This window comes from Croceicoccus ponticola, from assembly GCF_004004515.1.
GTDB lineage: Bacteria > Pseudomonadota > Alphaproteobacteria > Sphingomonadales > Sphingomonadaceae > Croceicoccus > Croceicoccus ponticola.
Genome location: NZ_RXOL01000003.1, coordinates 80,900 through 93,575 on the forward strand (window position 1 = coordinate 80,900; position 12,676 = coordinate 93,575).

The window sequence follows — 12,676 nt, forward strand, 5'->3', positions numbered from 1 at the left end:
CGGTCACTTCGCCGCCTTGGACCGGTTCAGCAAGGCCTGAAGATAGGCCTTGGTCTGCGAAGCCTTGACTACGGAATTGCGCGCTTCGGCATCGCTGGTCGTACCTCGCATCGACGCCTCCAGTGTGTCGAGGTAGCCTTTGTACTGTTTGGCGCTCTGCGCGCTCGCCTCGCGGATACGGTAGTTTTCCTTCTCTACATCGCTTGCGCCCGAACCGGGCTTCTTGCCGACCAACCTGTCGACTTGACGGGCGACGTCGCGCGCATCGCCGATCGTCCGTTCGAATTCGCGTTTGGTCGATCCCGACACGCCCGCCGTATCGACCGCCGAGGCGCTCGCCGTTGGCGTATCGCGAACTGCAGGACTTGAAGGAGTGGCCGCTGCGGTCGATGCAGCAGCGGTCGCCGCCGCCGTCGTGGCAAGGGCTGCCTCCGTCTGTGCGCCCTTCACCCGATAAGCGCTGGCAGCAAGAGTTCGGAACGTGCTGAACGCCGCCATTTCCTCGCGCACCGCCAGCAACGTGTTCGCGATGCCTTCGGCTTCTTCCACGGCGCCTGCCTTGACCTTGATCTCGGCAAGGCTCGCCTTCAGGTTGTCGGCAACCTTGCGCCGTTGCGGAATTTCCTTGCTGGCCGAATTGGCTTTCGAGGTGTTTGCCCATGGCAGGTCCCGAGCGACCGCGCCGGCTTTCGCATCACCAGCGGCCAGCGCAGCCACGCCGAACGCGCGCAGGCGCGCAATTGCATCGTCCTCGGTCTTCACGTCGCCGTCCTCGAGGACGAGAGCCTTGGTCGCGTCTGCGCCAAGACCGGCATTGGTCGCCTCTTCCAGCAGGGCCGCGAACATTTCAGGATATTGCGAGGCATCGGCCGGCGCCGATGCGATCGCGATGGGTGATGAAGGCGTCGGCCCCGTATCCTTCGAACCGCCGCTGAACATGACGAAGCCGGCAACGCCAAGAATGGCCAGAACGGCAACGATCGCCATCGCCGGCTTGGCGAGGCTTTCCTTGGCATCGTCCTTGCCGGCATCTGCCTTCTTGGCAGGGACCGGTTTGGACTTGTCGACAGGCTTGGCAGTGTCGGTCGGCTTCAAAGCAGTGGGATTCGGGGTGGCGGCGGCGACTGCCGCAGAGGCGCCTGCAGCTTTGTCCGCATCAGACGTCGTTGTCTCGGGCTCCGGCTTACGCGACAGCAGTTCGGAACTCGGCACTTCGGGCTTGGCAGGGGTCGACGCAACTTCCGGTGCCTTGGCGGTGGGCTTGGGCGCTGGCGTCGGGACAGGAGCTTCGGCCTTGACGAATTTTGCGTCTTCGGGCGCATCGGGCACGCCGGTGCTGACGACTTCCCCGTCGCCGAAACCCTTCGCCACCGGGGCGACCGGGACGATCTTGTCGGAACTCTTATCGAAATACGCGATCTTCGTCGCGTCGTCGTCTTCCTCGTCTTCTTCGATGGGAGGCTCGGCAACAGTGCCGATGTCTTCCGCATCGAACATGGACAGCCAGTGGGCGATCGAACGGGGACGTTCGTCCGGGCGGATCGTCATCGCGGTGTCGATCGCCTTGAGGAACGCGCGGCTGAAGCCCGGATAGTTGCCATCGGAAAGGGTCTTGCCCAATCCACCGTGCAGCCGCTCAAGCACTTCGGGCGGCTTTTCGCCAGTTACGCATTCGTACAGCACGACGCCCAGCGCATAGATGTCGGTCCACGGTCCTTGTTCGTAAGTCCGCACATACTGTTCGATGGGAGCATAGGGCGGCGTGTGGAACGTGACCTTCGTGCTTGTCGCATCGCCCGATTCAAAGCGCGCGGACCCGAAGTCGATCAGCACTGCCCGGTCGTCGTCGCCGACCATGATGTTGGGAGGTTTGATATCGCGGTGAAGCACGCCGACCCGGTGCGCACGTTCGAGCCCCTGTGCGATGGGCAGCATCATCCTGGACAGGGCGGACTGGTTGAATTTCGTGCCCTGCTTCAACAGGCGGGACAGCGGAGTCCCGTCTTCGAAGTCCATGACCATGTAGGCCGTGCCGTGAATTTCGAAAAGGCTGCGAACAGAAACGATGTTCGGATGGCGTGAAGGCGTGGAAAGATTCCACAGCAACTTCGCTTCTTCCACGAATTTCTTGAGGCCCAGCGCGTGGACCTCCTCCGCATTGGAATCGACGGGAACAACGGTGTCGTCTTCATCCCGTTCGCTGATCGAACTGGGGAAATATTCCTTTATCGCAACGAGTTCGTCGAAATAAATACCGCGGCCTTTATAGACGATGCCAAAGCCACCGACGCCAAGTACTTCCTCGAGGCGCCATTCGCGCAAGACGGTCCCGGGAGGCAATGCCTTGGTGCTATACGCCTTGCTCATTGCCCATTAGTCCATGCCGCTGTAGGTAAATGCCAATTCACACGGAAATGCGCGACTATTCAACCCACAAAGGCAGGTAGCTGGCCACTTATGAGCCCCAAATTCCTAAGCGCCTGCCAGACAAACGTGGGTCTTCGTCGAAAAGCCAACGAAGACAATTACTTGGATCGTTCGAACGATGGCATCTGGATCGTTGCCGACGGCATGGGCGGACACGATGCCGGTGAAGTCGCCAGCGCGATGATCATTGAGGCGATGCGAGGAATTTCGGCAGGACCCGATCCCAAACGCACCGCACAAGCCGCAATGGATGCCATTCAGGCGGTGCAGGTCGAACTTGTCGAGCTTGCCCGCGACGGCGTAAAGCCGCGGACAATCGGTTCCACGGTCGTGGGGCTGGTCATCGCATCGGGTCAGTACGTTTGCTTTTGGGTCGGTGACAGCCGCATCCTGTTGGTGCGCGACGGTGCGATCACGCGCCTGACCCGAGATCACAGCCTTGTGCAGGATCTTATCGATGCCGGGCTGCTTGCTCCCGCCGATGCGGAAGCGCATCCTGACTCGAACGTCATCACCCGCGCGGTGGGTGCGGACAAGGAACTGGTCATCGACAGCGCATCGGGCACGGTCAAGCAGGGCGACCTGTTCCTGCTGGCCAGCGATGGCGTCACCAAGGTAATGGCCGAGGAAGAAATGCTGCAGCTGTTGTCGACACGCAATGCGAAGCAGGCAACGTCGATCATGGGCGAAATGATCCTTGAGCGGGGTGCGCCGGACAACTTCACCTCGATCGTGGTCCGCATCCTCTAGCGCGCAGAAACCGCCGGACCGCAGGCCACCACGGACGGGGCCGCGGCGAACCTATCCCTGAAAATGAACGAAAAAAGGGGCACCATGACAGCGCCCCCGTTCTTACCGGATCGAATGTCCGATCAGATCATGCCGAGTGCGGCCATATAAGTTTCGAGCACGGCTTCCTCATGCTCGAAATCTTCCTTCTTCTGCTTGCGGATGCGCATGATCTTGCGCATCGCCTTGGCGTCGAAGCCGCGGGCCTTGGCTTCCGAAAATACATCCTTGATGTCTTCGGCGATGCCTTTCTTTTCTTCTTCCAGCCGTTCTGCACGTTCGATCAGCTGGCGCAGTTCTTCTGCGGTGACGTTGCCCTTGCCGCCCATGGCGGCATCGGCGGAACCGATGGTGTTGATTTCTTCGGACATGCTTGGACCTTCCCGATCTTGGATGAAGCGCGGATCGGCACGATGCGACCCGGCGCGAGAATCACGTGACGGCGCTGATAGCGGCGAGCGGGTCCGCGGTGAAGGGCACGACGGCGATTTCCACCGCGCGCCTTCATTGCTCCGTCAGTCCGCGTTTTTCCTGACGCTTTCTTCCATCAGCGCCAATTGCGCGGGCGTGGCCGGGGACTGGTGGCGATCTTTCCACTCTTCCATCCCCATGCCGTGGATCAAGGCGCGCGCCTCGGCCTTGTCGCCGGCATATCCCGCGTCGCGGGTCCAGTCGGCCAGGCAATTGCGGCAAAACCCTGCCAGGCCCATCAGGTCGATGTTCTGCGCGTCATGGCGATGGCGCAAATGGCGCACCAGCCGGCGAAAGGCAGCGGCCGCCACCGCGTCGGACAAGGCGTCGAGCGGATCGTTTTCGGCTGCGGGGAGGTCGGAATCGCAGGACAAGTCGTATTCTCCGTTCATCATCGCGTCGTCGAGGTTGCGTGCATGGAAGCTTGCGTGCAAAAAACCCAGCCAATAGTTCCCAACGACGCTCCCTCCCTCCCGTCGCAGGTAATCCCTTACGTGAACAAATTCGACCCCCGTGGCCGCAAGGTCAAGATTCTCGCCACTCTGGGCCCCGCCAGTTCCGATCCCGAAATGATCGAGCGGCTGCTGAAAGCGGGCGCCGATGCGTTTCGCGTCAACATGAGCCACGGCGAACACGCTATCCACGCCCAGACCATCGCCACGATCCGTGCGCTGGAGAAAAAGACGGGCCGCCCGATCGGCATCCTGTGCGATCTGCAGGGGCCGAAACTGCGCGTCGGCAAGTTCCGCGAAGGGCGGGCTGTCATCCCGCACGGCCGCCATTTCACGCTGGACCGCAACGAAGAGCCCGGCGACGAAACGCGCGTGCAATTGCCGCACCCCGAACTGTTCGGCCTGCTGCAAAAAGGCCAGCGTCTGCTGATCGACGACGGCAAGATCCGGTTGCGGGTCATTCGCGCGGACAAGGAAGAGATCCTGTGCAGCGCGGAAGTCGGCGGAGTGATTTCCGATCGCAAGGGCGTGAACGTGCCCGATGCCGAAATCCCCATCCCCGCAATGACCGAAAAGGACCGCCGCGACCTCGCCTTTGCCGTGCAGCACAAGGCGGACTGGGTCGCATTGTCCTTTGTCCAGCGGCCCGAGGACGTGGCAGAGGCACGGCGACTGATGGGCGGTTACGGCGCGTTGATGGCCAAGATCGAAAAACCGCTGGCCGTGCGCCATCTCGACGGCATTCTCGAATTGTCGGACGGCATCATGGTCGCGCGCGGCGATCTTGGCGTCGAACTGAATCCCGAAGAAGTGCCGCCGCTGCAAAAACGCATCGTTCAGCAGGCGCGCGCCGCGGGCAAGCCGGTGGTCGTCGCGACGCAGATGCTCGAATCCATGATCGAAAGCCCGGCCCCGACCCGCGCCGAAGTGTCCGACGTGGCCAACGCGGTCTATGACGGCGCCGACGCGGTGATGCTGTCCGCCGAGACCGCGGCGGGCAAATGGCCCGAAGAAGCCGTTTCGATCATGCACCGCATCGCGGCGCAGGTCGAAAACGATCCCGGTTACGACGAACGCATCCGGCTGACAGGGGTGGAACCGGACGCGACGACATCGGACGCGCTGGCCGCCGCATGTTCGTCCATCGCCCGCACGTTGCGGATTTCCGCGATCACCGTGTTCACCGCATCGGGCAGCAGCGCCCGCCGCGTGGCGCGCGAACGTCCGCGAGTCCCCTTGCTCGTGCTCACCCCGCTGCAATCGACGTCGCGCCGACTGGCGCTGTTGTGGGGAGTCCACGCCGTCCACACGCGCGACATCGGCAGTTTCGAAGAGATGATCGGCAAGGGCAAGCGCATGGCGCTGCGCAACGGGTTCGGCGAAGCCGGAGCCAAGATCGTGGTGCTGGCGGGCGTTCCGTTCGGCACGCCGGGCGCGACCAACCTGCTGCATGTCGTGACCTTGGCCGGGAACGAGCTCGAACGGTATGACGGCGATGCCGATGGCTGATCTGACCGACTGACCCGATCGCCCGGTGAAGGTTGCGCTCGCAACCGCTTGACGCAAAGGCTGCGCGCTGGAAAGGCGACTGCCATGCAATTCCTTTCGGACAATGCCGCCCCCGTGCACCCCAGCGTGTGGGAAGCCATGCGCCGCGCTGATGCAACCGACGCGCCGTATGACAACGATGCGCTGTCGCAGTCGCTCGACGCCGCGTTTTCGGACTTGTTCGGGCGCGAATGCGCGGTCGTCTGGATTAGCACCGGGACGGCGGCCAACTGCCTTGCGCTGGCCACATTGGTGCCGCCCTATGGCGGGGTGGTCTGCCACGACGATGCGCATATCGAACAGGATGAGGCGGGCGCGCCCGAATTCTTTACCCACGGCGCAAAGCTGATGCTGGCCCACGGGCCCCATGCCAAGCTGACGCCCCAAAACGTTGCCGCCGTGATCGATCCGATCCGCGACGACGTGCACCGGGTCCAGCCCACCGCCATCGCGATCACGCAGGCGACCGAACAGGGCTGCGTCTATGCGCCGGGCGAGATCGCCGGGCTGGTCGACTACGCCCGCTCCAAGGGGTTGAAGGTCCATATGGACGGCGCTCGGTTCGGCAATGCGGTCGCGCATCTGAACTGCACTCCGGCCGACGCCGGTCCCGCGCACGGCATCGACACGCTGTCGTTCGGCATGATCAAGAACGGCGGCATGGGGGCAGAAGCGCTGGTCCTGTTCAACCCGGCCAGCGCGGCAGAGGCGAAGCGGCGGCACAAGCGCGCGGGCCAGTTGCAGTCGAAAGGCCGCTACCTTGCCGCTCAACTGCTCGCCATGCTGAAGGACGATCTTTGGCTGGCCAACGCGCGCAACGCCAATGACGCTGCCGCCCGTATCGCGGCGGCGGCGGGCTCACGCCTGCTCCATCCCTGCGAGGCGAACGAGGTTTTCCTGCGCCTCTCTGTCGCAGAAAGCGAACGGCTGCGGCAACAGGGCTTCGGGTTCTACGACTGGGGGGTGGGCGCGGCGCGCTTTGTGACCGCGTGGAACACCGACGCCGATGACGCCGAGAGGCTGGCCCAGGCCATCGCCGCGCTATGAATGAGACCGCCGTTCCACGCGAGCGCCTGCGGTTTTCGGACCCTCGCGCTTTTGTGCCGTTCGTTCTTGTCGCGCTGATCTGGGGATCGACGTGGCTGGTCATAAAGGACCAGATCAGCGTCGTCCCGCCAAGCTGGACGATCGCCTATCGTTTCCTCGTGGCCAGCGTCGTCATCGTGCTGGTGCTCAAAGTGCGGGGACAACGCTTGCGCGTATCGCGGCGGGCATGGCCGGTGGTGATCATCGTCGGGGTCACCCAGTTCGTGATGAATTTCCACTTCGTCTATCGGTCCGAAGCGACGCTGACGTCGGGCATCGTCGCGCTATTCTTCGCACTGATCATGATCCCGAATTCGCTGCTCGCGCGGGTCGTGCTGGGCGAACGGGTATCGAAGGGCTTCGTTTTCGGATCGGCCATTGCGATTGCGGGCGTGGCGCTGCTGCTCGCGCAGGAATACCGCGCGGCCGGGGCGTCCGATGGCGTGATGCTGGGAGTCCTGTTCGCGATCCTGGCGACGGTCAGCGCATCGATCGCGAACGTCACGCAGGCTACCGACCGGGCGCACGACGAACCGTTCATGCCCCTGCTTGCCGCCAGCATAATCGTGGGCACGCTCGTGAACGTGGTCCTTGCCCTAATGCTCGACGGGCCGCCGGTCTGGGACTCGCGCCCATCTTACCTTGGCGGCATTGCCTATCTTGGCATTATCGGGTCGATCTTGACCTTTCCGCTTTATTTCATGCTGATCCGCAACATGGGCGCGGGGCGTGCGGCTTATATCGCGGTGGCGACGCCGATCCTTGCCATGTTGCTTTCTTCGCTGTTCGAGGGATACGACTGGACGCCATTGGCCGTCGGCGGCTCGCTGCTGTCGTTAACGGGCCTCGTGATCGCGCTCAAGGCACGCCACTAACCCTTCGCGATAAGTCGGGTATTGCGGACGCCAGCCCAGCAAGCGCTTGGCCTTGCCGTTCGCGACCCGGCGGTTTTCGGCATAGAAACCGCGCGCCATGGGCGACAGGTTCGCCTGTTCGATCGTCTGCATCGGCGGCACCGGCGCGCGCAGCATCCGGCAGGCGTATTCGATCACCTCGTTCTGGCTGCACGGATAGTCGTCGCCAAGGTTGTAGGCTCCGGATGGTGCAGACGACGCCGCGTTCAGAGCCAGCGTCACCCCGGCAGCGATATCGTCGACATGGACGCGGCTGAACACCTGGCCCGGAATGTCGATCCGGTGCGCCCGCCCTTCTCTCACCCGGTCGAGCGCCGAACGGCCCGGACCGTATATGCCCGGCAGGCGGAAGACCCGCGCGCCAAGCTCCAGCCAGCGCAAGTCGGCATCGCTGCGCGCGCTGCGCCTGCCGGTGCCGACCGGCGTGCTTTCGTCCACCCACGCACCGCCAGCATCGCCATAGACGCCGGTCGACGACAGGTAACCGAGCCAGCGGTCGGACCTCGCCAGCGCCGCGCCATACCGGTCGAGCACCGGGTCGAACCCTTCGCGGTTGGGCGGGACCGAACTCAACACCGCGTTCGCACGAGACAGTGCGGCATGGACCGCGCCTTCGTCTTCGAACGGGACGGTGCCGTCGCTGCCCGTCGCCTCGACCCGCCAGCCATCGCGCGCCAATCGGGCCGCGATGCCCTTTGCCGAATAGCCAAGACCGAAGATGAAAAGGTTCATGGCCAAGCGCCTAACCCGCGACAAGGATGCAACGCCACGTCTTTTTTGCACGATGTGCAGCGGCAATCCCGGATTTGGCCTTGTCTAAACCGCGAACAACCGCATCTATTCCGGCATGGACATCGCAAGCACCCCATCGAACCCGGCCGGCAATCCCGAAATGGCAGATGCCGCCGTCGAACCCCACGATCCCGCCACGACGATGCGGAAGAATTACCAGCCGCCCGCATGGCTGGTGTCGGAAATCAGGCTGGAGTTCGAACTCGGACTCGAACTGACGAAATGCGTCGCGACGATGCGGGTGGAACGCAATCCCGATGGCGACGGCGATCAGACGCTGCACCTTTCGGGCGACAATATCGCGGTCATGAACCTGAAGGTGGACGACGCCGATGCCGAAGGCTGGTCGATGTCCGGCCCGAACCTGCTGCTGCCGTTGAGTGGCGATGCGCACAAGGTGACGGTGGAAACCCATCTGCACCCCGCCACCAACAGCCAGCTCATGGGCCTCTTCGCGTCCAACGGCATGCTGTGCACGCAGTGCGAGGCCGAAGGGTTCCGCCGCATCACGTTCTTCCCCGACCGGCCCGACGTGCTGTCGCGCTACACCGTGCGGATGACGGGCGATAAGGCCACCTTCCCGGTGCTGTTGTCCAACGGCAACCTCGTCGAAACCGGCGAAAACGGCGATGGCAGCCACTGGGCCGTGTGGGACGATCCGTGGCTGAAGCCGAGCTATCTGTTCGCGCTAGTCGCGGGCCAGCTGGTTGCCAATCGCGATACCTTCACCACGATGTCGGGGCGCAAGGTGGATCTTGCCGTCTGGGTCCGCGAAGGCGACCTGGAACGCACCGATCACGCGATGCGCAGCCTCATCAATTCGATGAAATGGGACGAAGAAGCGTTCGGCCGCGAATACGACCTCGATCAATTCAACATCGTCGCCGTCGCCGATTTCAACATGGGCGCGATGGAGAACAAGGGCCTCAACATCTTCAACACCCGTTACGTGCTGGCGGACCCGGAAACGGCGACCGACGGCGATTACGACGGGGTCGAAGGCGTTGTCGGGCACGAATACTTCCACAACTGGTCGGGCAACCGCATCACGTGCCGCGACTGGTTCCAGCTGAGCCTCAAGGAAGGCTTCACCGTCCTGCGCGACCAGATGTTCAGCGCCGACATGGGCTCCGAACCGGTCAAGCGGATCGAGGATGTGCGCGTGCTGCGCGCCGCGCAGTTCCCAGAGGATTCCGGCCCGCTGGCCCATCCGATCCGACCCGATTCCTATCAGGAAATCAGCAACTTCTATACCGCGACGATCTATAACAAGGGCGCCGAAGTCATCCGCATGATGCACACGATGGCCGGGCCCGAACGTTTCCGCGAAGGCACCGACCTCTATTTCGATCGCCACGACGGCGAGGCGGCGACGTGCGAGGATTTCGTGAAGTCGATGGAGGACGGCGCCAAGCTCGACCTGTCGCAATTCCGCCTTTGGTACGAACAGGCGGGGACGCCAAAGGTCACGATGCACGCTACTTTCGACCAGTCCGAAGGCGCGGTTACGCTGCACTTCACGCAAAAAGTCCCGGCGACCCCCGGCCAGCCGACGAAACAGCCAATGCCGATCCCGATCAAGGTCGCACTGTTCGACCGCGACAGCGGCACGCACGGCGGCGAACAGCTGCTGATGGTGGACAAGTCAAAGGCGGACTTCACTTTCAAGGGCTTTACCCGCCCTCCGGTCATCAGCGCGAATCGCGGCTTTACGGCCCCGATCCAGCTAGATGCGGAGAACAATGACGACGATCTCGTCTTCCTCGCCGCGCACGACGACGATGCCTTTGCCCGCTACGAATCCTTGCAGCAGCTCGTCACCCGCGAACTGCTTGGCTCGATCGAAAACGGCCCTGACGAAAAGCGGCGCGGCGCGATTGCCGACGCCATGGGCGCAGTGATCGACGATGCGCAGATCGACGACCTCATGCGCGGCGAACTGCTGATGTTGCCGACGCTGACGTTCCTGCTCGAACTGGCTGCTCCGGCCGATCCTGTCGCGCTGCACCATGCCCGCGAACGTCTGAAGGCGCACATCGGACTGCGGCTGCGCGACAAGCTGATCGCGCTGCACGAACGGGCTTCGGCAATCCCCTATGGCCTCGACGCACGGGCGCGGGGCGCGCGCAAAGTAAAGACGCAGGCGCTCGTCATGCTGACCGCCGCCGATCCCAAGGAAGCCGCCGCCCGCGCCGAAGCGCAGTATCGGTCGGCCACCAACATGACCGACCGTCAGGGCGCGCTGATGGTGCTGGCAGGCATCGGTTGCCCGGCACGGAGCGAGCTTCTGGCCGATTTCCATGCGCGGTTCGACGGCAACGCGCTCGTCATCGACAAATGGTTCGCGCTTCAGGCGGGCTCGCTCGACCCCAAGGTGCTCGACCGAGTGGAAGCACTGGCACAACATGCCGACTTCACGATTAAGAACCCCAATCGCGTGCGCAGCCTTTACATGACGATGGCCGGCAATATGGCCGCGTTCCATGACGAAAGCGGGCGCGGTTATCGCATGATTGCCGACCTCGTGCTGCAACTCGATCCGCTCAACGCCCAGACCGCGGCCCGGTTCATTCCGTGGCTGGGTCGGTGGCGCAAGATCGAGCCAAAGCGCGCCGCGCTGATGCGGGCGGAGCTGGAGCGAATCGCCGCCGCGCCCGACCTGTCCAAGGATACGCGCGAACAAGTAACGAAAAGCCTCGATGCCTGATATCGTCAGATCCGCCGCGATTGCCGGGATGCCGCATGGTTTCCTTGGCCGTCGCGGCGGCGTTTCGACCGGGGAATACGCGGGCCTGAACGTCGGCACCGGATCGGACGACCTGCCCCGCGCAGTCGAAGCGAACCGCAGCATCGCCGCCGACGCCGTCCTGCCGGGCGCCGATCTTGCCACGGTTTATCAGGTCCATTCAGCGGACGTGGTGCGCATCGAAACACCGTTTCCGCTGGACGCGCGGCCCCACGCCGACGCGATGGTGACGAACCGCCCCGGCACACTGCTCGGCATTCTGACCGCCGATTGCGCGCCGGTCCTGCTGGCCGACGAGCAAGCTGGCGTGATCGGCGCGGCCCATGCCGGGTGGCGCGGCGCGTTTGCCGGGGTGTGCGGCAATACCGTTGCGGCGATGGAAAAGCTGGGCGCCGACCGCGCGCGCATTGCGGCCGCCATCGGCCCCTGCATCGCGCAATCAAGCTACGAAGTCGATGAAGGCTTCTATCTCCGCTTTTTGGCGGAACAGGATGCTTTCGAGCGCTTTTTCAAGCCCGGGCGATCCGGCCACCACCAGTTCGATCTGGCCGCATTCGTCGCCGCCAGCCTTGTCGACGCGGGCGTGACGCGGGTCGAAATCACGGGTCAGGATACTTATGCCGACGATACCCGCTATTTCTCCTATCGCCGGGCGACTCAGGCCGGGGAAAGCGGCTATGGCAGGCAAATCAGCCTGATCGGGCTTCCCCTTTGACCGATCCGGCCGACATCCGGGCATGGCAACGGATCGATGCCTCGACCACGACTTCGGGTCGGCTGCTTGCCGCAGACATCGACCGGTTGGCGGGCATCGGCGTGCGACACGTCGTCAACCTCGCCATGCCGGATCACCCCGACGCCCTCGCGGACGAAGACGCGCTTTGCGCTGCCCATGGCATTGCCTATACCGCGATACCCATCCCGTTCGATGCGCCGGTAGAAGCGCACTACCAGATCTTCCGCGCAGCGATCAGCAATGCCGCAGGTCCGGTCCATGTCCATTGCATCCTGAACTGGCGCGTCTCCGCGTTCTTCTACCGCTGGAATCGCGAAAACGGCATGGCTGAAAGCGGAGCGCGTGGGTTGATGGCGCAGCATTGGGATCCCGATGAAAACGACCATCCCGCCGCAGCAATCTGGGCCGCGCTGATCGGACGCTAGATCGTCGCGAACGATCGGGCGTCCGGTCTTTCAACCCATTCCCGGAACGAGCAGTGTGGTCAGGCAGGTCGTCGACATCACCAGCGTGAACACGATCCGCAAGCGCAAAAGCTGACGCGCCAGTTCGCGCGCGGGCGACACCGCCGTAATGCTCAACATGTAAAGCGCAGCCAATAGCAGCGGCAAGGCGGGCAGCCCGCGAATGAAGCTGCTTATCAGGATTTGCATGTATTCCCCCCGAAATCAGGGAAAGACATTACCTCACATCCGTTAATCCGCGCCCGGCGCAG

The 12,676-nt window shown here is 63.4% G+C and carries 12 protein-coding genes; 7 read left to right on the top strand and 5 right to left on the bottom strand.

Translation table 11 applies throughout. The features are described from left to right. Nucleotides 1–3: 3 nt before the first annotated feature. A complete protein-coding gene (locus EKN06_RS08380) occupies nucleotides 4–2,367 on the bottom strand; it encodes a serine/threonine protein kinase (protein WP_127612465.1) in 2,364 nt (787 codons plus the stop codon). A gap of 90 nt (nucleotides 2,368–2,457) precedes the next feature. On the opposite strand from EKN06_RS08380, the gene EKN06_RS08385 reads away from it, so the two are divergent. Continuing rightward, on the top strand, nucleotides 2,458–3,177 hold the full coding sequence (locus tag EKN06_RS08385) for a PP2C family protein-serine/threonine phosphatase (protein ID WP_127612466.1): 720 nt from the start codon (nucleotides 2,458–2,460) through the stop codon (nucleotides 3,175–3,177). A gap of 122 nt (nucleotides 3,178–3,299) precedes the next feature. Here the strand turns inward: EKN06_RS08385 and EKN06_RS08390 are convergent, their stop codons facing one another. Together EKN06_RS08390 and EKN06_RS08395 are read right to left on the bottom strand one after the other, a co-directional pair. Continuing rightward, nucleotides 3,300–3,587 (bottom strand): DUF2312 domain-containing protein, encoded by a 288-nt coding sequence (locus EKN06_RS08390; RefSeq protein WP_240654694.1) that lies wholly within the window; start codon nucleotides 3,585–3,587, stop codon nucleotides 3,300–3,302. A gap of 144 nt (nucleotides 3,588–3,731) precedes the next feature. Further along, nucleotides 3,732–4,079, bottom strand: coding sequence for a DUF1244 domain-containing protein (locus tag EKN06_RS08395; protein ID WP_127612709.1), 348 nt, complete (start codon nucleotides 4,077–4,079; stop codon nucleotides 3,732–3,734). A 102-nt stretch (nucleotides 4,080–4,181) separates the two neighbouring features. On the opposite strand from EKN06_RS08395, the gene pyk reads away from it, so the two are divergent. From pyk to EKN06_RS08410, 3 genes are all read left to right on the top strand, one after another. Then, a complete protein-coding gene (pyk, locus tag EKN06_RS08400) occupies nucleotides 4,182–5,648 on the top strand; it encodes a pyruvate kinase (RefSeq protein ID WP_240654695.1) in 1,467 nt (488 codons plus the stop codon). Nucleotides 5,649–5,732: 84 nt separating this feature from the next. After that, nucleotides 5,733–6,734 carry a threonine aldolase family protein gene (locus EKN06_RS08405; protein ID WP_127612468.1) on the top strand — a complete coding sequence of 334 codons (1,002 nt, stop codon included), beginning with the start codon at nucleotides 5,733–5,735 and terminating at the stop codon, nucleotides 6,732–6,734. Then, the gene (locus EKN06_RS08410) at nucleotides 6,731–7,648 is read left to right on the top strand and encodes a DMT family transporter (RefSeq protein ID WP_127612469.1); all 918 of its coding nucleotides are present in this window, start codon (nucleotides 6,731–6,733) and stop codon (nucleotides 7,646–7,648) included. The genes EKN06_RS08405 and EKN06_RS08410 overlap by 4 nt, the downstream gene beginning before the upstream one ends. Here the strand turns inward: EKN06_RS08410 and EKN06_RS08415 are convergent. Further along, a complete protein-coding gene (locus EKN06_RS08415) occupies nucleotides 7,610–8,419 on the bottom strand; it encodes a Rossmann-fold NAD(P)-binding domain-containing protein (protein ID WP_205693854.1) in 810 nt (269 codons plus the stop codon). The genes EKN06_RS08410 and EKN06_RS08415 overlap by 39 nt on opposite strands. A gap of 115 nt (nucleotides 8,420–8,534) precedes the next feature. Between EKN06_RS08415 and pepN the strand changes: the two genes are divergently transcribed. Genes pepN through EKN06_RS08430 form a run of 3 tightly spaced genes read left to right on the top strand, consistent with a single transcriptional unit; the run spans nucleotide 8,535 to nucleotide 12,386 of the window. Further along, nucleotides 8,535–11,186, top strand: coding sequence for an aminopeptidase N (gene pepN, locus EKN06_RS08420; protein ID WP_127612471.1), 2,652 nt, complete (start codon nucleotides 8,535–8,537; stop codon nucleotides 11,184–11,186). Continuing rightward, nucleotides 11,179–11,940: a peptidoglycan editing factor PgeF gene (pgeF, locus tag EKN06_RS08425; protein ID WP_127612472.1), complete on the top strand. Its 762-nt coding sequence runs from the start codon at nucleotides 11,179–11,181 to the stop codon at nucleotides 11,938–11,940. Before pepN ends, pgeF begins: the two co-directional genes overlap by 8 nt. Next, nucleotides 11,937–12,386: a protein tyrosine phosphatase family protein gene (locus EKN06_RS08430; protein ID WP_127612473.1), complete on the top strand. Its 450-nt coding sequence runs from the start codon at nucleotides 11,937–11,939 to the stop codon at nucleotides 12,384–12,386. The genes pgeF and EKN06_RS08430 overlap by 4 nt, the downstream gene beginning before the upstream one ends. A gap of 30 nt (nucleotides 12,387–12,416) precedes the next feature. Here the strand turns inward: EKN06_RS08430 and EKN06_RS08435 are convergent, their stop codons facing one another. Next, nucleotides 12,417–12,614 carry a hypothetical protein gene (locus EKN06_RS08435; RefSeq protein ID WP_127612474.1) on the bottom strand — a complete coding sequence of 66 codons (198 nt, stop codon included), beginning with the start codon at nucleotides 12,612–12,614 and terminating at the stop codon, nucleotides 12,417–12,419. Between the last annotated feature and the right edge of the window lie 62 nt (nucleotides 12,615–12,676).